Raw genomic sequence first — 20,519 nt, 5'->3', positions numbered from 1 at the left:
CACTTCAGTCCGCGGATGGCAGCGTTGCCTGCCCGCGTTCGTCCTTCAATGCCACGCCGGTGGCGCCGATCTCCAGCGCGCGGCGCGCGAGATAGGCGATCAGGTCCGCCGCGGCGGCGTGCGGCAGCCCGCCATTGCCGTGGATGTTCGACACGCAGTTGCGCGCGGAATCCGTGGTGCCGATGCGGGGCGCGAAGGTCAGGTAGGCGCCGAGGCTGTCGGAGACCGAGAGCCCGGGCCGCTCGCCGATCAGCATCAGGCAGAGCCGCGCGCCCATCGCCTCGGCCACCTCGTCGCCCGCCGCCACGCGGCCCTCGCGGACCAGGGCCACGGGACCGATGGAGAAGCCGGTCAGGGCGGCGGCCACCGCCTCGACCATCGGCGCCGCATGGGCGGCGACGGCCGAGGCCGAGAGCCCGTCGGCGATGACGATGGCCAGGTCCGGCGCGCTCCGCGGGATGCGGGCGAGGCTGTCCGGCGCCAGGCGGCGGCCCAGATCGGGGCGGCGGATATAGGTGTCGCGGTCCGGCGCGCGGCTTTGCAGCTCGATCGCCTCGCGGGGGGCAAGGGCGGCCTTCACCGCCTGCCAGTCCACGGGCAGGCGGATCGCGTCGCGCGCGCGGGCATGGCAGAGCTGGAAGTCGAGCACCGAGGCAAGCGGCGTCGCGCCGCCTTCGGGGTCGAGCCGGACGCGGGCGGGCGTCAGGGCACGCAGGCGGCGGCCGAAGGGATCGAGGTCGCGCGTCATGCCGGGATCCCCATGCGCCGGGCCAGATCGGGCAGGGCGCGCGGGCCGGAGGCCAGCTGCATCTGCGCCAGCCATTCCTCGAATTCCGGGGCCGGGCGCTTGCCCATGGTGCGGCGCAGCCAGGCGGCATCCTCGAAGGCCAGCGTCTGGTAGCTCAGCATCACGTCATCCGCGCCGGGCACGCAGATCACGAAATTCACCCCTGCGACGGCGAGCAGCGTCATCAGCGTGTCCATGTCGTCCTGGTCGGCTTCCACGTGGTTGGTATAGCAGACGTCGACCCCCATCGGCAGGCCGAGCAGCTTGGCGCAGAAATGGTCCTCCAGCCCCGCGCGGATCACCTGCTTGCCGTCATAGAGGTATTCGGGGCCGATGAAGCCGACGACGGTGTTGACGAGGAACGGGTCGAAGGCGCGGGCGACGCCATAGGCGCGGACCTCCAGCGTCTGCTGGTCGACGCCGTGATGCGCATCCGCCGAAAGGGCCGCGCCTTGCCCGGTCTCGAAATACATCACGTTGTCGCCGACCGTGCCCCGGTGCAGGCTGCGCGCGGCGTCATTGGCCTCCTTCAGCACGGCGAGGTCGACACCGAAGCCGCGGTTCGCCGCTTCGGTTCCGGCGATCGACTGGAAGGGCAGGTCCACCGGCGCGCCGGCCTCGATCATCCGCATCGTGTTGGTGACATGGGTCAGCACGCAGCTCTGCACCGGCATGCCGAATTCCAGCCTGAGCCGGTCCAGCGCCTCGACCAGCCGGGTGCAGTTCGGGATGCTGTCCGAGGCCGGGTTGATGCCGATCACTGCGTCGCCCGTGCCCTGCAAGAGCCCGTCGAGCACCGCGACCGCAATTCCCGCCGGATCGTCCGCCGGGTGGTTCGGCTGCAGCCGCGTGGCCAGCCGTCCCTCGAGCCCCAGCGTGGTGCGGAAGCGCGAGACCACGCGGGCCTTCTGCGCGACTCCGATCAGGTCCTGGTTGCGCATCAGCTTCGACACCGCGGCGACCATCTCTGGGGTCAGGCCGGGCGCCGCGGAAGACAGCGCCTCCGCGCCGGCTGACGGGGAGAGCAGCCAGTCGCGGAGGTCGCCGACCGTCATCGCCCCGAGGGGAGCGAAGGCGCGACGGTCATGGGTGTCGAGGATCAGCCGCGTGACCTCGTCGGACTCGTAGGGCACCACGGCCTCGTTGAGGAACTCGGCCAGCGGCAGGTCGGCCAGCGCATAGCGCGCGGCGACGCGGTGCGCCTCGGTCTCGGCGGCGATCCCGGCAAGCTGGTCGCCGGAGCGCGCGGGCGTGGCCGCAGCCATGAGCGCGGCGAGGGTGCCGAAGCGGAAGGTCTCGCCCCCGGCAGTGGCGCTGTAGACGGGCATGTCGGATCCTCAGGCGTTGCGCAGATGGGTGGCCCAGGCCGGGTCGCCGGTGATGGTGCGGAACCGCATGAGTTTCCACATGCCGTATTTGTGGAAGTCGAAGTCGAGCCGCGACACCTTGAGCTGCACCATCGACCACCAGGCCCATTTCACGTCGGCCAGCGCCTTGTGGATGGTCACGCGGGCGACGAGCTGCGGGGTGACCGTGCCGAAATATTCCTCGATCATCTCGGCCTCCTGCTCGGCCGTGAAGAACATCTCGCCGAACCAGATGCCCAGATCGTAGCAGCGGTCGTTCATCGAGGCGTATTCATAGTCGATCAGCATGATCGAGCCGTCCTCGCCGATCATGAAATTGCCCGGCATGGGATCGTTGAAGGAGGGCACGAGGTCGAGCCCGGAGGCCGTCAGCGCCTCGCGCGCCATCTTGTCGTTCAGCCGCACCCAGTCCGCGTCGCGCGGCCAGGGCGAGCCCAGGTCGCGCATCTGCGCCTCGTGCTCGTCGATCATGTCGAAGACCGTCTTGGTCAGGCCGAGCGCAGGCAGCGAATGCATCCGCCGGTAGGTGGCCATCGCCTCCATCCGCAGGTCGCGCGCGGCGAAGTCGCTGTGGGTGGAGGGCCGCCGGTCGGGGATGAAGTCGTTGATCTCGATGCCGTGATGGGCGAGGTCGTCGAAGACCGCCGGGCCAAGTCCGGCCGCGGCCGCCTTCTGCGAGGCGTCGAGCGCGGCCTTGCGGTCGATGAACATCTCGGTGCCGTTGCCCGGCAGCTTCACGAAATAGTCCTTGCCGCAGGCGAGCTTCACCCGCCAGTTCGAGTTGCTGATCCCGCCCGAGACCGGGGCGTAGCCCGCGCCCTCGCCGCCTTTGAAGAGCGCCGCCTCGCGGATCGCGGATTCCAGCGTGTGTTCCTCGGGCGAGACTGCCTGTCCGAGCGTCTTCATGCCATTCCCCCGGCGATCCGGATCTTTTCCTCGAATTGCGGATGATTGAGGCCCAGACGGGCCCGCATGATCCGCCATTCGGAATATTTCAGCCATTCCAGTCCCTTGCGGACCGATTTTGCGCCGGTCACGCGTGCCTCGACGCAATGCATCACGTCATCGACGACCGACCAGAGCCGCGCGCGGGCGAAGGCCGCGGGATCGAACCCGCCCATGTAGAGCGTCGCGGGCGCCACCATGTCGGCCTCGAAATCGGTGATCTCGGCCAGCAGGACGCCCAGGTCGAACATCGGGTCGTTCATGCCCGCGCGGTCGTAATCGACGAGCAGGACGTCGCCGCGCTCGGGTCCGGCCAGCAGGTTCGAGCAGGAGCCGTCATTGCGGCAGGGCACGGTCGGCGCCGCAAGCAGCAGCCCGCGCAGGGGCGCGAGCAGCGACAGCACCCAGCCGATATCCTGCGGCAGGGCAATGCCCGACTCGTGCGCCTCGGCCACGGCGCGGTCGATCGCCGCGAAGGGGTCGAAGCGGTGGGCGAGCGGCGCCGCGCCATGCAGGCGCTTCATCGCGCAGATCGCGGCGGCGGCGAAATCCGGGTCCTGCAGGCGCCACTGGCGGCAGGCGGCCCAGTCGGGGCCCGGATCCTTCATCAGGATCGCGCCGGTCTCCGTGTCCGACCACAGCACTTCCGGCCCGGCGCCGAGACGCCCTGCCTCCGCTGCCAGCTGCATGGCGGCGGCCATGTCGTAGCCTGCGCGCATCTCGGGATGCATCGCCTTGAGGAACAGCCCGCCCCCGGGCGCCGCGATCCTGGCGGAACGGCTGTCGAGGCCCAGATAGCTGGGCGAGGCCAGCGCAGCGGGACCTGGGGCGACCGCCTCAGGCGCAGTTCCGGGGCAGGCCGCGGCGAGCACGGCGGCGAAATCGGTGTCGGAAACCAGCGCTGTCTGCATTACGCCTCCACGGCCTTGTCCAGGTCGCCCGCCGCCGCGTCGATGCGGCGGATCATGCCGAGCAGAACGTCGCCGCCTGCCGCCAGATCCTCGGGCGAGGTGTATTCGTCATGGCGGTGGATGACGCCGCCGACCGACGGCACCGCGACCACGATTGCCGGGCAGCGGGTCAGGACCGGGATGGCGTCATGGCCGCCGATCGTGTCGAGGTCCATCCGCTTCAGCGCGAAGCCGTCGGCCTGTTCCTCCGCGAGCTGGATCAGCCGCGGGTCGAACTTGCCTGCCGGGCGGCGGTCGATGGAGACGATCCCGGCCTCCACGGACGCCTTCGCGGCGAGGCCGGGCAGCGCATCCTTCAGGCCAGTCTCGGCCCAGTCGAGCGTCGTTGGCTCGGGCGCGCGCAGCTCGGCGAAAAGCACCGCCTTGCCCGGCACGATGTTGGGCGAGTTCGGGCTGATGTCGACGCGGGCCACGGAGGTGAACAGCGTATCTGGTGCGGTATCGGCCAGGCGGCGCACCTCGGCGATGATGTAGGCCGCGCCCAGAACGGCGTCGCGGCGGTCCTCCATCGGCGTCGGGCCGGTGTGGTTCTGCTGGCCGGTCACCTCGATCTTCACCTTCAGCGCGCCCCAGTGGCGGCGGAAGGGCGCGATGCGGGCGCCGGATTTCTCCATCTTGTCGTCGCCCTCGATGTGGAACTCGAGATAGACATCGGGAATGCCGACCTTGTCGGTGCCGTCATAGCCGATGCGCTTCAGCTCGTCGCCCACGCTGCGGCCCTCGCGGTCGGTCCGCGCCAGCGCGAAATCCAGCTCCAGCATCTCCGCGAAGACCGAGGAGCCCAGCAGCGACGGCTGGAACCGCGCGCCTTCCTCGTTCATCCAGTCGGCGATGACAAAGTTGCATTGCGGCTCGGTGCCCGTCGCCTCGCATTCCGCGCGGTAGCTTTCCACGGCAGTCAGCGCCGCGATCACGCCGTAGGCGCCGTCGAAGCGTCCGCCCAGCGGCTGGCTGTCGAGATGCGAGCCGACCATGACGGTGCGGGCATTGCCGCCCGCCAGATCGATCCGGCCGAAGACGTTGCCGATGGCGTCGACCAGAACGTCGTAGCCGCGCGCCTTCATCTCGGAGCAGAACCAGTCGCGCGCCGCCTTGTGGTCGTCGGTCAGCGCCATCCGGTCGACCCCGCCCATCGGCGTCGCGCCGAATTCCGAAACCTTCGCCATCAGGCGCTCGAACAGGGCTGCGTCGAAGCCGGCGCGAAGGACAGTATCAGGCATGGGAAGTCTCCGGTGTCGTCAGGACCGCGGGGGCATCCTCGCCCCGGCGCGGGTTCAGGAAGCAGGCGGCCAGGGCTCGGCCGCCGCGGGCGGTGAGGCCCGGATTCTCCGACCGGCAGCGGTCGAAGGCATGCGGGCAGCGGCTGGCGAAGGCGCAGCCGGGGGGCAGGTCGATGGGCGAGGGCGGCTCGCCTTCGAGCAGGCAGTCCTCGGGCAGGTAGCGGCGCGGTTCCAGCGTCGGGGCCGCAGACAGCAGCGCGCGGCTGTAGGGATGGCCCGGATCGAAGAACAGGCGTTCGTTCGGCGCCACCTCGACCGTCTCGCCGAGATACATCACCGCGATGCGCGAGCAGACGCGGCGCACCATCGCAAGGTCGTGCGAGATGAAGATGTAGGTGAAGCCGTGCTGGGCTTGCAGCCGCTCGAAGAGGTCGAGCATCTTGTGCTGCTCGGTCTGGTCGAGCGCCGAGAGGGTTTCGTCCATGATCAGCAGCCGCGGCTCCAGCGTCATGGCGCGGGCGACGTTCAGGCGCTGGCGCTGCCCGGCGGAGAGTCCGTTGGGCAGCTCCTCGTAGAGCGCTTCGGACAGCCCCACTTCGGACATGACCGCGCGGGCGCGCTCGCGGCGTTCCTTGCGGTCGCCGATCCTGTGGATCTTCAGCGGCTCCTCGAGGATCGCGCCGATGGATTTCTGCGGTGGCAGCGAGCCGTAGGGGTCCTGCAGCACCAGCTGGAACTTGCGGCGCAGCTCGCGGATGCGGGCCGGGCGGGCGGAGCCGATGTCTTCGCCCTCGAACAGGATCGTGCCGGCATCGGGGCGTTCCAGCCCCGTGAGCAGCCGCATCAGCGAGGACTTGCCGCAGCCCGACTCGCCCACCAGCCCGAAATTGTCGCCCTGGAAGACGTCGAATTCCACGTTGCGCACCGCCTGCACCACGTTGGTGCCGCCCTGGGCGCGGTTCTTGGCGGTGTAGTGCTTGGCGACGCCGCGCACCGACATGATCGGCCGGGGCTCCCCGCGCTCTTCCTGCGGGGCGGCCTCGGCGGTGTCCCAGAGCTTGGGCAGCTCGCGGATCAGCTGGGCGGTGTAGCCGTGCTGCGGGGCGGAGACCAGCTGCTCCGGCACCTGGCGCTCGACCACGCGGCCCTTGTTGAGCACCAGCACCTCGTCGGAGGCATCGCAGGCCACCGGCAGGGATGAGCAGATGAACAGCACGGCAGTGTCGAAGCGCCCCGTCAGGTCGCGCATCAGCTTGAGGATCTGCGCGGCGACGGTCACGTCGAGCGGCTGGGTGATGTTGTCGGCGATCAGCAGCGCAGGGTCGGAAATCAACGCGTCGACGATCATCGCCCGCTGCATCATGCCGCCCGAATACTGGAACGGGTATTCGTGGAAGCGCTGCGCGGCAGACGGAATGCGCACCGCGTCGAGCAGCTCGATGGCCTTCTGCTTCGCCTGGGCCGCCGGGATCTCGGGGCGCACGGCGCGGAGCTTCTCCACAAGCTGCGCGCCCACCGTCATGGTCGGGTCGAGCGCGCCCGCGGGGTTGCCGCCGACATAGGCTATCTCGCGCCCGGCCAGCTTGCGGGCCGCGGCAGCATCCTTGATCAGGTCGGTGCCGCGGAACTTCGCGCTGCCGCCGGTGACCTTCAGCGGGTCGGCAAGCCAGCTAGCCAGCGTGCGCGCCAGCACGGTCTTGCCGGCGCCGCTTTCGCCGATCACCGACAGGATCTCGCGCGGGCGGAGGCTGAAGGAGACATCCTGCAGGATCGGCTTCATGCCCTCGGGCAGGTCGGCGCCGACCGAAAGGCCCTCGACTTCGAGAACGGGCGCCATGGCCGTGTGGTCGTACATCTCACGCCCCTCCGTAGACTTTGTTGCGGGCCCGCTCCAGCGAGGCGCCCATCAGGTTGATGCTGGTCAGCGTCAGGCAGAGGAAGACGCCGGGCATGGTGGCGACCCACCAGGCATTCAGCAGGTACTTGCGGCCGTCGGCGATGATGTTGCCGAAGGTCGGGGTCGGCGGCTGCACGCCGAGGCCGAGGAAGCCCAGCACGCTTTCGAAGATCATCATCCGGGCGACATCGAGCACGGCGACGAAGGCCATCGGCGGCAGCACCAGCGGCAGCAGCAGCAGGACCATGATCCGGAAATCCGTGGCGCCCAGCACCATCGCGCCGCGGACGTATTCCTTCTTGCGCTCCGCCATGATGGTCGAGCGCATGACCCGGGCATAGACCGGCCAGCCGGCCAGGCCGAGGACGATGATGATCGAGGGGATGGTGGGCCGCGACACGCCGAGGATGGTGATCGCGAGGATGATCATCGGGATCGACAGCTGCGCGTCGGTCAGGCGCATCAGCACGGTGTCGACGGACTTGCCGTAATAGCCCGCAACCAGCCCGATCAGCGCGCCGACGGCCAGCATCAGCACGGTGGTCGTGACGCCGATCAGGATCGAGTAGCGCAGGCCCACCAGCACGCGGGCCAGCATGTCGCGGCCCAGCTGGTCGGTGCCCAGCGGATGCGCCCAGTCCCAGCCCTCGCCCATGAAGAGCGGCGGCGTCATCTTGGCGCGGATGTTCATCTTGGTCGGGTCGATGCCCGACAGTTCGGGATACAGCGCCGCGGCAAGCATCAGGATCGCGAAGACCGCGAGGCCGATCTTGAATTCCGTGGAGGCGAAGGCCATCCGCCAGATGCGCGAGGAGATGGAGCGGCTCTCGGCCTTGGAAAGCTTCGGCGCTGCCATGGTGTCGATGCTGGTCATCAGTATTCGAGCCTCGGATCGATCAGGGTGGACAGGAGGTCGACGACGATGTTGATCAGGACGAAGGCCGCCGCGGTGACGATGGCGATGCCCTGGATCAGCGGGAAGTCGCGCTGCATCACGGCGTTGATGGTCAGGAGGCCGAGTCCCGGATAGTCGAAGATGAACTCGACCACGAGCACGCCGCCCAGCAGCATCGAGAACTGCACGCCGAGGAGGTTCAGGAGCGGCACGGCCGCGTTCTTGGCGCCGTGGCGGAAGATGATCTGGTTGCGGCTGAGCCCGCGGACGCCGGCGATGTCGATGAAGTTCTGGCCCATGATCTGCGCCACCGACACGGTCAGCGAGCGGATGATGAAGGGCGCGATCTCGATGGCCAGCACCAGCGCGGGCAGGATCGTCCAGGCGAAGCCGCCATAGCCGATGGCCGGAAGCAGCTTCAGCTTCACCGACAGGAGCAGCGCCAGCATGATGCCGAGCCAGAAGTTCGGCAGCGAGACGAAGACGGACGAGCAGTAGAGCGCTATGCGGTCGGGCCAGCCGCCGGGATGTAGCCCGCCCCAGACGCCGATCGGGATGGCGATCATCAGCGCGAAGACCATGGCGAGGCAGGCGAGCTGGATGGTCTTGGGCGCGGTCTCGGCGATCAGGTCCCAGACCTCGGCGCGGGCCGAGCGGGTGCTGTCGTCGAAGCTTGCCCCGCCGACCGCGGCGCCGTTGGCCGGGCGGACGAAGGACTGGCCCAGGTCGCCCTGGACGACGCCGGACATGTAGCGGGTGAACTGCACGGGGATCGGGTCGCGCAGGCCCATGTCCGTGGCGATCTGCTCGATCAGCGCCTCGGGGGCCATGCCGCCGGCCATCAGCCGCACGGGGTCGCCGGGCACGACGCGCAGCAGGGTGAAGATCAGCGCGGAGACGAGGAAGATGATCAGCGCGCCCTGGGCAAGCCGGCGCAGCAGGAAACGGAGGATGAACATGGCGGTCCCTTCCGGGGCAGGGGCTGCGGGGCGGCCCGGAGGCCGCCCCTGTCGCGGGGTCAGGCGGCGGAGGTCACCTTGGAGGCGTCCATCAGGCCGTCGGCATAGATGAAGAGCCCGTCATACTCGGAACGCATCGCGTGGATCATCACCGAGGTGAAGAGCGACAGGGCCGGCACCTTGTCCGCCAGAAGCGGCATCAGGTTGGTGGCCAGGACCTCCTTGCGGGCCTCGAGCGAGGGCGCGTTGCGCTCCGCATCCAGCGCCGCGTCGATCTCGGGATCGACGATGCCGCAGATCCGCTTCGACGAGGAGTGGAAATGCGTGCGCAGCACCAGGTCGGGCTCGGGCGAGCCGGCCATCCAGCCGCAGTCGATCATGTGGCCCGGGCCGCCGCCGGGACGGTCGTAGAGCCGCTCGTTCCAGGCCGCGACTTCCATGACGTTCAGCGTCACCGGGAAGCCCTGCTCCTGCAGCAGCGCGGTGATCACCTCGCCGTATTCCTTGGTCTTCGGGTAGAAGCCGGTGGAGGTGATGTATTCCAGCTCCGGCAGGCCCTCGCCGTTCGGATAGCCCGCCTCGGCCAGCAGGCGCTGGCATTCCTCCGGGTCGTATTCCGGGTAGTTGTCGAGCTCGACATAGCCGAACTTGATCGGCGAGATGAAGTTCGAGTTCGGCGCGCCGGCATCGCCCAGCACCTCGAGCAGCAGCTCGCGGTCGATGGCATGGGCCGCGGCCTTGCGCACCAGCGGGTTGTCGAAGGGCGGCTTCGAGCAGCGGAACCACAGGTACTTGTTCTCGACCGAGACCAGCTTCGACAGCTTGATCTCGTCATTGCCGACCAGCGTCTCCAGCTGTTCGGGTTCCAGCCGCTCGATCACGTCGGCCTGGCCGTTCAGCAGCGACAGCATCCGCGTGGTGGCGTCGCCGACGAAGGAATAGACCACGCCCGGCACGGTGACATCGCCTTTCCAGTAGGTCGGGTTGGCTTCCATGACGGTGTCGTTGCCGCGCTGTTCGACGAACTTGAACGGGCCGGTGCCGTTCAGCCGCTGGGTCAGCGCGCCCTTCGGGCCTTCGGCAATGTCCTTGGCGGACATGATCGGCAGATAGGCGGTCAGGAAGTAGAACATATGGGCGCCGTAGCCGCCCTTCGTCGTGTCGACGATCACCGTGTAATCGTCGGGGGTCGTCACCTCGAAGCTGTCGGTCGGGCCGGGATACCACTGGGCCGGACGGTCGGGCTGGGCGCCGTATTCGAAGGTCGCCTTGACGTCCTCGGCGGTGAAGGGCTTGCCGTCATGGAAGGTGATGCCTTCGCGCAGCTTGATCTCGAAGCGGTGGGCGTCGAGCAGGTTCAGCTCGGTGGCCAGCTCCATTTCCATCGCCTGCGGGTCCTCGGGACGCATCGGCGCGCGCGCCAGGTAGCCCATGACGAAGCCCTGGATGGTGGTCTGGGACAGCGTGGTATGCGCGGTCGGGTCCCAGTTGCCGGTGATGTTCTCGGCCGACAGGAAAGTCATCGGCTTGGTCACGTCGGCGCGCGCGGTGCCGATGAAGAAGTCGGGATTGACGCGGTTCATGAGGACGCCCGCGCCCGCCATGCCGGCATAGTTCAGGAAGGACCGTCTGTTCAGCACTTTAACTCTCCTGTCGGGAACTGTTTTCTTGCTTGGTGTCGTGTCAGGCGGGCACGGCGGCGCGGGTCTGCGCCAGCCGGTCCAGCATCTTGCCGTGAAGTTCGGGCGTGGCCGAGGCCAGCACGTCGCCGCGCGAGTCCAGCCCCAGCGGCTGGCCGTCCCAGTCGGTGATCACGCCGCCCGCGCCCTCGATCACCTGCACCAGCGGCAGGTAGTCATAGGGCTGCAGGCCGATCTCCAGCACCAGGTCGCAATGGCCCGAGGCCAGCAGCCCGTAGTTGTAGCAGTCGCCGCCGAAGCGCAGCAGCCGCACCGAGCGGCGCAGCAGGTCGTAGACCTTGAGGTCGTCGCCCTCGAACAGCATGGGGTCGGTCGTGTAGGCCAGCGCGGCGGACAGCTCGGTGCAGCTGCTGGTGCGGCAGGGGGCGCCGTTGAACAGCGTCGGCTGCCCGGCCGCGCCCTGCCAGCGCTCGCCGAGTGCGGGCATCTCGATCTGGCCCAGCACCGGGCGGCCGCCCTTCAGCAGCGCCATCAGGTTGCCGAAGAGCGGATGGCCGGTGACGAAGGACTTCGTGCCGTCGATCGGATCCACCACCCAGATCTCGGAGGCCTCGAGCCGCTCGGGATCCTGTTCCTCGCCGAAGATGCCGTGGCCGGGGAAGGTCTCGGCGATGCGGGCGCGCATGTAGGCCTCGATCTCGCGGTCGGCGACCGTCACGGGCGAGCTGTCGGCCTTGTCGTCAACCGCCAGCGGGCGCCGGAAGTAGCTCAGCGCCATCCTGCGGGCGCCGTCGGCCACGTCGGCGGCCAGATCGATCTCCGGAGATGTTGTCATTGTGTGTCATATCCTGCGCTTTTGGGGAATCTTTCGTCCGGATCGGTGGCTGTGGCAGCATAAAACACGCGAAAGCACACCTAAATCCACGAAAAAGCACGCACTGCCCAATTAATATGCGCAAAATTCCCCAAAATGCCACGAATCTGGGCGGATCCCCACGCAGATGTGCAGGTTGCGTGCCAGGTCAGGCTAGAATCTCCACGCAATGACACATGCGATGTGGACTTTCCCCTCCTGTCCCCGCAAGGAAGACGGGACAGAAGGAGAGCCCCATGTGGTCACATGAACGCCAGGCGCAGATTCTCGCGCTGATCGGCCAGGACGGGAAAGTCTCGGCGAACGGTCTGGCCGCGCGGTTCAGCGTCTCGCGCGAAACGGTGCGGCGCGATCTCCTGGAGATGGAGGAGGCGGGGCTGCTGCAGCGGGTCCATGGCGGCGCGGTCGGCTCGGCGGCGATGGAGCCCGAGCCCGCCTTCGCGGCGCGTGCCTCGCAATTCTCCGCGCAGAAGCGCGCGATTGGGCGGCGGGCGCTGGAGCTGATCCCGGCGGGCGCCACCTGCTTCGTCGATGCCGGCACCACGACTTCGGCCTTCGCCAGCGCGCTGGCGGCGCGCGGCAATGTCCGCGTGATCACGAACTCCCTGGAGATCGCCACGATCATGACCAAGGGCGCCGATTGCGACACGCTGCTGCTGGGCGGGCGGCCGCATGCCGACGTCCCGGCGGTGCATGGCGAGCTGACCCTGTCCGAGATCGACCGCTTCCGCGCCGATTTCGCGGTGATCTCGCCGGTGGCGGTCGACCGCCAGCGCGGCCCGACCGATTACGAGCTGCACGAGGCCGAGGTAGCGCGCGCGATGATCCGCTGCTCGGCCGCCTGCATCATGCTGTGCCATTCCGAGAAGCTCGACACCGAGAGCCGCGTCTCGATCTGCCGGCTCGACGAGATCGACCATCTGGTCACCGACGCCCTTGCCGAACCCTTCGACCTGCCGCGCGGCACCACCCATTACGCCGAGATCGGTCCGGACTAGGCCGCCCGGAGGCGCCAGTACCGCCGCGCGACGTCTTCCCGGCCGGGGCCGGACTGTCGACCGGGCCGAGGCGGCAGAGGGGTCGCATCGCGCGGCGCGTCCGGGGCGGCAGTTCCCGGCATCCGCGGGTCGCTGGAGCAGTCCCGAAGGTCTTGCAGGCCGCGGAGCCTGTCATTCGCGTGGCATGGCCGCGCGCGTCTGCCGGGGGCTGCGGAGTTTCAGGGCGCTGCCGGAAGCTTTTGGCGTCGCTCACAGACTTGCGGCTGGGCCACCGCGCCCGGCGCGCGATCGGAATGCCGGCCACGCAAGCGAGCCGCCCCGTGGGCCCGCCGCCTGCGGACAGAGCCGGGATCGGGGGTGCGGGCCGGCGCCGGGGCGGGCGCAGATTCGGCTCTGAGCCGGAGGGCCTGCAGCCTTTGCCGCCTGTCTCGCGCCCCCGCGCGTACCGAAGTTGCAGGAAGAAATCCCGGATTTCTCGGCGGAAATCGCAATGTCGGAGATGCCCGATGGCGGTGCGGGATCTCGCTGAGCGGCTGTTGGGCATGCCCGTTTGGCCGGGCGCTGCATGCCGGGAGTCGCCGGATGGCTAGTGCCCGCCGTACTGCCGGAGCGGCAGAGGCCGCCCGCTTGCCTTGAAATCCGTTCCGGCCGTCGGCCGGAGACGCGGGGAACATCCCCGCGGTCCTCATCCCGTGGACTGGAGAATGCCCGAAGGCACGCGGGCGGCGGTCCGTTTGCGCAGGGGCAGGGACCGCCGCGCGGCGCTCAGTCGAGCGCCTTGTCGCTGGCATCGGCCTGCCCGGCGGTCCAATAGCCGGCCGCCTTCAGCCATTCGCCCGGATGGCCGCGATCCTGCAGCATGTGCTGTTTCAGCGCCCGCGCCACCCCAGCCTCGGCCGCGATCCAGGCGAAGCCCTTGCCGTCGGGCAGATCCAGCGCCCAAAGCGCGTCCAGCAACGGCGCCGGATCGGCTGCTGCTCCGGCCGGGCGGTGCACCCAGTGCGTCTGCTGCGCCGCCGGGCTGTCCCAAGCCTGCTCCTCTTCCGGGCCGGTGACCGCGGCGAGGGTCACGGCGGTGACGCCTGCAGGCAGCTCCTCCACCCGGCGGCCGATCGCCGGCAGCGCCGTTTCGTCGCCGACCAGCAGGTACCAGTCGAAGACCGGCGCGATCACCTGCGAGCCGCGCGGCCCGCCGATCCGGAGCGTGTCGCCGGCAGCAGCGTCGCGGGCCCAGTCCGTCGCCGGACCGGCCTCGTGCATCGCGAAATCGACGGTCAGGCGGCCTCCGCCGAAGGCCCGGGGGGTGTAATCGCGCATCTCGGGCTTCCCGGCGCCCGTGTCGAAGAACAGCTTGATGTGGTCATCGAAGCCGAGGCTGGAAAAATCGTCCAGCTCAGGGCCTTCCAGCACGATGCGGCGCATGTTGGGCGTCAGGTCGGCGGCCTCGCGGACGGTCAGCTCGCGGCGGCGGAGCTCGTGGCGGTGGCGGGTGATGATCTGGGTCATGTCGGTGTCCTCTGCGGGGGCGGAAACGGGGGATGTGTCCAGTCCCTCGATGGTTTCGGCAGCGGCGGCGATCGCCGTCGCCGCGCTGCGGATGGCCTGCTCTGCAGGGGCTGCATCCAGGAAGCTGTGGCGCAGCGCCGCTTTCAGCCGGTCCATCGCCGCGACGATTTCCGGCGGTGCGCCGCGGCGGAAGCGGTGCCCGCCGCCGCGGCTGTCATGGGCGGCCCGTGCCTCCAGCGCGGCGGCGTTGAGCTTCAGGTGCTGCTGCCCGAGCGGGGTGATGCTGCACAGCTTGCGCCGCCCGCCATCGGCCGCGCAGGCGATCAGCCCGTCCTCTTCCAGCGCGGAGAGGTTCGGGTAGAGCACCCCCGGGCTGGGCCGGTAGGCGCCGGCGGTGCGGGCCTCCAGCTCCGTCATGATCTCGTAGCCGTGGCGCGGCTGCTCGCCGATCATCTGCAGGATCAGCAGGCGCAGCGTGCCATTGTCGAAGGCGCGCCTGCCATGGCGTCCCTTTCCGCGTCCGCGCTCTTTCCGGCCTGGGTCCTGCGCGGCCGGTCCGCGTTTGTCTCCGTGTCTCATGCAGCGGAGTTAAGAATAGATATAACGAAAGTCAAGATATATCGTTGTAAACGATATATCGAAAGAAGCCTGCGGCGGGAACGGCCGGGGCCGGTCTAGGCGCGGCTGCCGCTCTGCTGCCGGTCCGGGTGGCGCGCGGCCCTGCTCCAGGCGACGATCTCAGCCAGTACGGACAGCGCGATTTCCCTCGGATCGACCGCCCCGATATCCAGCCCGGCCGGCGACTTGAGCTGTGCGATCCGCGCGGGGTCGAGCCCGGCCGCGGCAAGCTTCGCCGCCAGCGCCGCCGCCTTGCGGCGCGAGGCGATCATCGAGACGCGGCCCGCGGGGCTGCCGAGCGCCGCGCGCAGGCAGGCGAGATCCTGCACGCCCTGGCTGGCCACCACGGCGAAGTCGCGCGGTCCCAGCGGCAGGGCCGAGACATCCGCGCCGGGAAAGCGCAGCGCATCCGGCGGCCCCTCCGTGCCTTCGGACAGGGCCGTCCGGAAGCCCAGGAGACGCGCCTGCGCCGCGATCGCCCGCGCCACCGGCGTGGCGCCGAACACGGCGACCACCGGCGGCAGTTCGTAGGGTTCGATCAGCAGGTCGACCGTGCCGCCCGAAGGGCAGCCGCTCTTGAACAGCTGCGCGCCGTCGGCGTCGGTCAGCGCGACCACGGTCTCGGAGGGCTTCACCCGGATCAGCCGCGCCTCTCCGGCGGCCAGCGCCTCCGCTGCGGCGCGCAACACGGCGCGGGTCACGCAGGCGCCGCCGAGATGGCCGAGGATCTCGGCCTCCGCCGTCACCACCGCCTTGGCGCCGGCCTTTGCCGAGGTGACATCGGCCGTGCGCACGACGGTTGCGATGCAGAACGGGCGGCCGGAGCGGCGCTGGCGGTCGATCTCGTCGAAGATGCCGAAGGTTTCCATGGGTCCTCCCTTTCAGAGCCGGGCGAGGTCTGGTTCGAGCGCGGCCAGCGCCGCGAGCGTGTTGGCAGGCAGATGCGCATCCAGATGGGGCAGGGCGGCCGCCATCGCCGCCGCGACGGGCGCGTAGCCCTGCCAGCCCAAGAGCGGGTTCAGCCAGATGATCCGCCCGGCGCGGCGGCGGATCCGCGCGAGCGCCGCGGCCAGACGCTCCGGCGCGCCGGTGCAGTAGCCGTCCGACAGGATCAGCACGGCAGAGCGGCGGGTCAGCGCCTTCGCGCCGCAGGTTCCGGCGAAGGCCTCCAGTGCGGCGCCGATATCGGTGCCGCCGCCGAAGCCCTGCGCCATCAGGCTCAGCCGTCCGGCCGCGCGCAGCCTGTCGCGGTCGCGCAGCGCGGCGGTGACGCGGATCAGGCGGGTGTGGAACAGGTAGGCGTCGGTGGCAGTGTCGGCATCCGCGAGACCCTTGAGGAAGGCGAGGAAAGGCCGTGCATAGGGCTGCATCGAGCCCGAGACATCGCAGAGCGCCACGATCCGCGCAGGCCGGTCGGGGCGGGCGCGGCGGAAGAGGTCGATCGGCTCGCCGCCGCGGGCCAGGCTTGCGCGGATCGTGCGGCGCAGGTCGGGCAGGGCCCCGCGCAACGCCTGCCGCCGCCGCCGCGAGCGGCGGTCGCGGATGGCCCGCGCGATGGCCTCGGCGGTGCGTTCGGCCTCGCGGCGGGTCGCCTCGTCCATCAGCTCGCGCAGGTCGCGGCGCATCAGGCTGTCCCGGCGCGTGGCGATCAGCCGGCCCTCGGCGCCCTCGGCCTCTCCGCCGCCGTCATCCGCTTCGGGCTGGCCCCCGCTTTCGTGGCCGTCGCCCTCATCGAGGTGCCCCTGCCAGAGCCGGGGCCGCGCGGTTTGCACCTGGACATGGGCGCTCTGCGTGCCTGTCCGGGTCATCCCGGCATTGAACCAGAAGGCATCGAAGAGATCGTCGAACCTCTCCCATGCCTCGGCATCCCCCGCCGCCGCGACCTTCAGCGCCAGCCGCGCCTCGGCGGGATCGGCGGCCTTCACCGCGGCCAGCGCGGCCAGGGCCTCGGGCAAGGGGCAGGGGGCCAGCCCGTTCATCCGCAGATGCGCGAGAAAGCCCGAGAGCCGCTCGGCAGGACCGGAGGCGCGGGCGGGGAAGCGCGTCGCCCGCATCACGCCACCCTGCCGATCAGCCGGTCCATCACCTCGGGCGGCATGGCATCGCGGTCGGCTGCTGTCTTCAGCAGGCAGGCCAAGGTCGCCTGGACCGCCGTCCGGTCGGCCGCGAGATCGTTGATGCCCAGCCCCGAGAGCGCGGCGGCCCAGTCCAGCATCTCGGCAATGCCCGGCGCCTTCTCCAGATCCTCGCGCCGGAGCGCCTGCACCGTGCCGACGATCTGCCGGGCCAGCCGGGGCTCCAGCCCGGGCGCGCGTGCCGCGAGGATGGCGAGCTCGGTTTCCGTATCCGGGTAATCGAGATGGCAGTAGAGGCAGCGGCGGCGCAGCGCGTCCGACAGGTCCCGCGTGCCGTTGGCGGTCAGGATCACCACCGGGCGGGCCGTGGCCGCGATGGTCCCCATCTCCGGAATGGTGATCTGGAAATCCGACAGGATCTCCAGCAGGTAGGCCTCGAACTCCTCGTCGGCGCGGTCGATCTCGTCGATCAGCAGCACCGGCGGCGCGTCCTGGGTGATCGCCTCCAGGAGCGGCCGCTTCAGCAGGAACCGCTCGGAGAAGAGGTCGGCCTCGGCCATGCCTTCCGCCCGGATTGCCAAGAGCTGCCGCTGGTAGTTCCATTCGTAGATCGCGTGCGACGCATCCAGCCCCTCGTAGCATTGCAGCCGGATCAGGCGCGCGTCCAGATGCGCGGCCAGCGCCTTCGCGACTTCGGTCTTGCCCACCCCCGCCGGTCCCTCGACCAGCAGGGGCCGCCCGAGCGACAGCGCCAGGTGCAGCGCCATCGCCAGCGCGTCGCCCGCGACGTAGCCCGATGCCGCAAGCGCGGCCTTCAGCGTGCCGGGGTCCCCCGCCATCGCCTAGCCGTGCAGCCCGAGATCATGGGCGATCTTCCAGACCCGCCACTGGTCATGCGGCATGTGGCTGTGCACCAGCCCGAAGGGCCGGAACGCGTCATGCACCGCGTTGGAGAAGCAGGGCACCGAGCCGACATTGGGGCTTTCGCCCACGCCCTTCGCCCCGATGGGGTGATGCGGGCTGGGGGTGACGGTGAAGTCGGTCGTATAGTGCGGCGTTTCCCACGAGGTCGGCACGAAGAAATCCATCAGCGTTGCCGTCTTGTGGTTGCCCATCGCATCATAGGCGATTTCCTGTCCCATCGCGATCGCATAGCCCTCGGTCGCGCCGCCATGGACCTGTCCCTCGATGATCATCGGGTTGATCCGCGTGCCGCAATCGTCGAGCGCGTAGAAGCTGCGGATGTCATGGTCGCCGGTATCGACGTCGATCTCCATCACGCAGATATAGGCGCCGAAAGGATAGGTCATGTTGGGCGGGTCGTAGTAGCTGACCGCCTCCAGCCCCGGCTCGATCCCCGGAATGGCCTGGTTGTAGGCGGCGAAGGCGATCTCCTTCATCGTCTTGAACCGCTCCGGCGCGCCCTTCACGGCAAAGCGGTCGATGTCGAATTCGACGTCGTCGTCATGCACTTCCAGCAGGTAGGCCGCGATCATCTGCGCCTTGGCGCGGATCTTGCGCGCCGCCATCGCCGTGGCCGCCCCCGCCACCGGGGTGGAGCGGGACCCGTAAGTGCCGAGGCCATAGGGCGCGGTGTCGGTATCGCCTTCCTCCAGCGTGATGTCGTCGGCGGGAATGCCGATCTCGCTGGCGATGATCTGGGCGAAGGTGGTGGCGTGGCCCTGTCCCTGGCTGATCGTGCCGAGCCGCGCGATGGCCGAGCCGGTGGGATGGATGCGGATCTCGCAGCTGTCGAACATGCCGAGGCCGAGGATGTCGCAGTTCTTCACCGGGCCGGCGCCGACGATCTCGGTGAAATGCGTCAGCCCGATGCCGATCAGCTTGCGGGTCTTCCCGGCCCGGAAGTCTTCCAGCCTCTGCGCCTGCTCGGCCCGCAGCGCGTCGTAGCCGACCGCCTCCAGCGCCTTGTCCCAGGCCCGGTGGTAATCGCCGCTGTCGTATTCCCATCCCAGAGCCGACTGGTAGGGAAACTGGTCGGCGCGGATGAAGTTGATGCGCCTGAGTTCGGCGGCGTCCATGCCCAGCTTGATGGCCAGCACCTCGATCATCCGCTCGATGAAATAGGCGGCCTCGGTCACGCGGAAGGAGCAGCGGTAGGCCACGCCGCCCGGCGCCTTGTTGGTATAGACGCCGTCGACCTCCAGATAGGCGACCGGGATGTCGTAGGAGCCGGTGCAGATGTTCATGAAGCCGGCCGGGAACTTGGTCGGGTCGGCGCAGGCGTCGAAGCCGCCATGGTCGGCGGTGACATGGCAGCGCAGCCCGGTGATCTTGCCGTCCTTCGTGGCGGCGATCCGGCCCTTCATCCAGTAGTCGCGGGCGAAGGCCGTGGACATCAGGTTGTCCATCCGGCTTTCCACCCATTTTACCGGCCTGCCGGTGACGATCGAGGCGACGATCGAGCAGACATAGCCGGGATAGACGCCGACCTTGTTGCCGAAGCCGCCGCCGATATCGGGGCTGACGATGCGGATGTTGTGCTCGGCGATGCCCGAGATCAGCGAGGCGACGGTGCGCACCGCATGCGGCGCCTGGAAAGTGCCCCAGACGGTCAGCTTGCCGGTGACCTTGTCCATCGAGGCGACGCAGCCGCAGGTCTCCAGCGGCATCGGATGGGTGCGGTGGTAGTGGATCATCTCCTCGGCCACGACCTCGGCCTCGCCCAGCACCGCCTCGGTCGCCTCGCGGTCGCCGGCCTCCCAGGTGAAGATGTGGTTGTGGTGGCGCCGGGCCCCGTGCGCGCCCTCGGTCTTGCCTTCCAGATCCTCGCGCAGCACCGGCGCGTCGGGATCGAGCGCGCGGAACGGATCGGTGACGACCGGCAGCTCCTCGTACTCGACCTCGACCGCAGCCACGCCGTCGGCGGCGGCATAGCGGTCGGTGGCGACGACGAAGGCGACCTCCTGGCCCTGGAACAGCACCTTGCCGTCGGCCAGCACCATCTGCCGGTCGCCCGCCAGAGTCGGCATCCAGTGCAGTCCCAGCGGCTCGAGATCCTGCGCGGTCAGCACGGCCAGAACGCCCGGCACGGCCAGCGCGGCATCCTTGTCCACCGAAACGACCCGCGCATGGGCATAGGGAGACCGGACGAAATCGCCCGACAGCATGCCCTTGAGCTTGATGTCGTCGACGTAATTGCCGCGGCCCTGCGTGAAGCGGACATCCTCGACGCGCTTGCGCGAGCAGCCCAGGCCCTTCAGCCCGGCGCTGCGGTCTGCGGGGGCGGTTGCATCGTCCTTCATTCCGCGGCCTCCTTCGCTGCGTTCAGCTCGGCCGCCGAGGCGAGCACCGCCTTGACGATGTTCTGGTAGCCGGTGCAGCGGCAGAGGTTCCCGGCCATGCCGAAGCGGACCTGCTCCTCGCTGGGGTTCGGGGTCTCCTGCAGGAGCCGCCAGGCCCGGGTGATCATCCCCGGCGTGCAGAAGCCGCATTGCAGCCCGTGATGTTCTCGGAACATCTCCTGGATGACGCCCAGCGTGCCGTCGGGGTTGGCCAGGCCCTCGACCGTGACGATCTCGGACCCGGAGGCCTGCACCGCGAAGAGGGTGCAGGACTTGACCGAGCGGCCGTCCATGTCGACGGTGCAGGCGCCGCAATGGCTGGTCTCGCAGCCGATATGCGGGCCGGTGACGCCCAGCGTCTCGCGCAGGAAGTGGATCAGCAGCATCCGCGGCTCGGCGAGGCCTTCGACGGTCTCGCCGTTCAGGGTGAACGTGACGGGGATCTTGTCCATCTCTGCCTCCTCC

The 20,519-nt window shown here is 69.3% G+C and carries 17 protein-coding genes; 1 reads left to right on the top strand and 16 read right to left on the bottom strand.

Annotated features, from left to right (window positions below; translation table 11 throughout):
• Positions 1 to 4: 4 nt before the first annotated feature.
• The 10 genes from eutC to hisN are packed head-to-tail and all read right to left on the bottom strand — an operon-like array spanning position 5 to position 11,516.
• Complete coding sequence (gene eutC, locus HCC78_RS12635; protein WP_172329134.1) at positions 5 to 748, bottom strand: ethanolamine ammonia-lyase subunit EutC; 744 nt, start codon at positions 746 to 748, stop codon at positions 5 to 7.
• Entirely contained in the window at positions 745 to 2,115 is a 1,371-nt protein-coding gene (locus tag HCC78_RS12630) for an ethanolamine ammonia-lyase subunit EutB (protein ID WP_172329133.1), read from the bottom strand. Before HCC78_RS12630 ends, eutC begins: the two co-directional genes overlap by 4 nt.
• A 9-nt stretch (positions 2,116 to 2,124) precedes the next feature.
• Positions 2,125 to 3,060 carry a choline/ethanolamine kinase family protein gene (locus HCC78_RS12625; RefSeq protein ID WP_172329132.1) on the bottom strand — a complete coding sequence of 312 codons (936 nt, stop codon included), beginning with the start codon at positions 3,058 to 3,060 and terminating at the stop codon, positions 2,125 to 2,127.
• Positions 3,057 to 4,010 carry a phosphotransferase family protein gene (locus HCC78_RS12620; protein ID WP_172329131.1) on the bottom strand — a complete coding sequence of 318 codons (954 nt, stop codon included), beginning with the start codon at positions 4,008 to 4,010 and terminating at the stop codon, positions 3,057 to 3,059. The genes HCC78_RS12625 and HCC78_RS12620 overlap by 4 nt, the downstream gene beginning before the upstream one ends.
• Positions 4,010 to 5,290: a Zn-dependent hydrolase gene (locus HCC78_RS12615; RefSeq protein WP_172329130.1), complete on the bottom strand. Its 1,281-nt coding sequence runs from the start codon at positions 5,288 to 5,290 to the stop codon at positions 4,010 to 4,012. The genes HCC78_RS12620 and HCC78_RS12615 overlap by 1 nt, the downstream gene beginning before the upstream one ends.
• Complete coding sequence (locus HCC78_RS12610) at positions 5,283 to 7,145, bottom strand: ABC transporter ATP-binding protein (protein WP_216671135.1); 1,863 nt, start codon at positions 7,143 to 7,145, stop codon at positions 5,283 to 5,285. Before HCC78_RS12610 ends, HCC78_RS12615 begins: the two co-directional genes overlap by 8 nt.
• Position 7,146: 1 nt before the next feature.
• Positions 7,147 to 8,061 carry an ABC transporter permease gene (locus HCC78_RS12605; protein WP_172329129.1) on the bottom strand — a complete coding sequence of 305 codons (915 nt, stop codon included), beginning with the start codon at positions 8,059 to 8,061 and terminating at the stop codon, positions 7,147 to 7,149.
• Complete coding sequence (locus HCC78_RS12600) at positions 8,061 to 9,041, bottom strand: ABC transporter permease (RefSeq protein ID WP_172329128.1); 981 nt, start codon at positions 9,039 to 9,041, stop codon at positions 8,061 to 8,063. Before HCC78_RS12600 ends, HCC78_RS12605 begins: the two co-directional genes overlap by 1 nt.
• A 59-nt stretch (positions 9,042 to 9,100) precedes the next feature.
• Positions 9,101 to 10,681, bottom strand: coding sequence for an ABC transporter substrate-binding protein (locus HCC78_RS12595; RefSeq protein ID WP_371743825.1), 1,581 nt, complete (start codon positions 10,679 to 10,681; stop codon positions 9,101 to 9,103).
• Positions 10,682 to 10,724: 43 nt separating this feature from the next.
• Positions 10,725 to 11,516, bottom strand: a complete 792-nt coding sequence (gene hisN / locus HCC78_RS12590; RefSeq protein ID WP_172329127.1) for a histidinol-phosphatase — start codon at positions 11,514 to 11,516, stop codon at positions 10,725 to 10,727.
• A gap of 275 nt (positions 11,517 to 11,791) precedes the next feature.
• On the opposite strand from hisN, the gene HCC78_RS12585 reads away from it, so the two are divergent.
• A complete protein-coding gene (locus HCC78_RS12585) occupies positions 11,792 to 12,553 on the top strand; it encodes a DeoR/GlpR family DNA-binding transcription regulator (RefSeq protein ID WP_172329126.1) in 762 nt (253 codons plus the stop codon).
• A 765-nt stretch (positions 12,554 to 13,318) separates the two neighbouring features.
• Here the strand turns inward: HCC78_RS12585 and HCC78_RS12580 are convergent.
• From HCC78_RS12580 to HCC78_RS12555, 6 genes are all read right to left on the bottom strand, one after another.
• Positions 13,319 to 14,638 carry an SIP domain-containing protein gene (locus HCC78_RS12580; RefSeq protein WP_172329125.1) on the bottom strand — a complete coding sequence of 440 codons (1,320 nt, stop codon included), beginning with the start codon at positions 14,636 to 14,638 and terminating at the stop codon, positions 13,319 to 13,321.
• A 95-nt stretch (positions 14,639 to 14,733) separates the two neighbouring features.
• On the bottom strand, positions 14,734 to 15,546 hold the full coding sequence (locus HCC78_RS12575; RefSeq protein WP_172329124.1) for an XdhC family protein: 813 nt from the start codon (positions 15,544 to 15,546) through the stop codon (positions 14,734 to 14,736).
• Positions 15,547 to 15,558: 12 nt separating this feature from the next.
• Complete coding sequence (locus tag HCC78_RS12570; RefSeq protein WP_172329123.1) at positions 15,559 to 16,731, bottom strand: VWA domain-containing protein; 1,173 nt, start codon at positions 16,729 to 16,731, stop codon at positions 15,559 to 15,561.
• Positions 16,731 to 17,591, bottom strand: coding sequence for a MoxR family ATPase (locus tag HCC78_RS12565; RefSeq protein WP_172329122.1), 861 nt, complete (start codon positions 17,589 to 17,591; stop codon positions 16,731 to 16,733). Before HCC78_RS12565 ends, HCC78_RS12570 begins: the two co-directional genes overlap by 1 nt.
• A gap of 3 nt (positions 17,592 to 17,594) precedes the next feature.
• Positions 17,595 to 20,015 carry an aerobic carbon-monoxide dehydrogenase large subunit gene (locus tag HCC78_RS12560; RefSeq protein ID WP_172329121.1) on the bottom strand — a complete coding sequence of 807 codons (2,421 nt, stop codon included), beginning with the start codon at positions 20,013 to 20,015 and terminating at the stop codon, positions 17,595 to 17,597.
• Positions 20,012 to 20,506, bottom strand: a complete 495-nt coding sequence (locus HCC78_RS12555; protein ID WP_172329120.1) for a (2Fe-2S)-binding protein — start codon at positions 20,504 to 20,506, stop codon at positions 20,012 to 20,014. Before HCC78_RS12555 ends, HCC78_RS12560 begins: the two co-directional genes overlap by 4 nt.
• Positions 20,507 to 20,519: the final 13 nt, after the last annotated feature.

It is taken from the genome of Mangrovicoccus sp. HB161399 (assembly GCF_013184745.1).
In the GTDB taxonomy this organism is placed as follows: Bacteria; Pseudomonadota; Alphaproteobacteria; order Rhodobacterales; family Rhodobacteraceae; genus Mangrovicoccus.
The sequence above is the reverse complement of the archived record's forward strand: the minus strand, read 5'-3'. Positions and strand labels throughout refer to the sequence as shown.

Bases quoted from the DNA above. Each gene is read 5' to 3' on its own strand.
- eutC (WP_172329134.1), bottom strand. From the start codon at position 748: ATGACGCGCGACCTCGATCCCTTCGGCCGCCGCCTGCGTGCCCTGACG.
- HCC78_RS12630 (WP_172329133.1), bottom strand. From the start codon at position 2,115: ATGCCCGTCTACAGCGCCACTGCCGGGGGCGAGACCTTCCGCTTCGGC.
- HCC78_RS12625 (WP_172329132.1), bottom strand. From the start codon at position 3,060: ATGAAGACGCTCGGACAGGCAGTCTCGCCCGAGGAACACACGCTGGAA.
- HCC78_RS12620 (WP_172329131.1), bottom strand. From the start codon at position 4,010: ATGCAGACAGCGCTGGTTTCCGACACCGATTTCGCCGCCGTGCTCGCC.
- HCC78_RS12615 (WP_172329130.1), bottom strand. From the start codon at position 5,290: ATGCCTGATACTGTCCTTCGCGCCGGCTTCGACGCAGCCCTGTTCGAG.
- HCC78_RS12610 (WP_216671135.1), bottom strand. From the start codon at position 7,145: ATGTACGACCACACGGCCATGGCGCCCGTTCTCGAAGTCGAGGGCCTT.
- HCC78_RS12605 (WP_172329129.1), bottom strand. From the start codon at position 8,061: ATGACCAGCATCGACACCATGGCAGCGCCGAAGCTTTCCAAGGCCGAG.
- HCC78_RS12600 (WP_172329128.1), bottom strand. From the start codon at position 9,041: ATGTTCATCCTCCGTTTCCTGCTGCGCCGGCTTGCCCAGGGCGCGCTG.
- hisN (WP_172329127.1), bottom strand. From the start codon at position 11,516: ATGACAACATCTCCGGAGATCGATCTGGCCGCCGACGTGGCCGACGGC.
- HCC78_RS12585 (WP_172329126.1), top strand. From the start codon at position 11,792: ATGTGGTCACATGAACGCCAGGCGCAGATTCTCGCGCTGATCGGCCAG.
- HCC78_RS12580 (WP_172329125.1), bottom strand. From the start codon at position 14,638: ATGAGACACGGAGACAAACGCGGACCGGCCGCGCAGGACCCAGGCCGG.
- HCC78_RS12575 (WP_172329124.1), bottom strand. From the start codon at position 15,546: ATGGAAACCTTCGGCATCTTCGACGAGATCGACCGCCAGCGCCGCTCC.
- HCC78_RS12570 (WP_172329123.1), bottom strand. From the start codon at position 16,731: ATGCGGGCGACGCGCTTCCCCGCCCGCGCCTCCGGTCCTGCCGAGCGG.
- HCC78_RS12565 (WP_172329122.1), bottom strand. From the start codon at position 17,591: ATGGCGGGGGACCCCGGCACGCTGAAGGCCGCGCTTGCGGCATCGGGC.
- HCC78_RS12560 (WP_172329121.1), bottom strand. From the start codon at position 20,015: ATGAAGGACGATGCAACCGCCCCCGCAGACCGCAGCGCCGGGCTGAAG.
- HCC78_RS12555 (WP_172329120.1), bottom strand. From the start codon at position 20,506: ATGGACAAGATCCCCGTCACGTTCACCCTGAACGGCGAGACCGTCGAA.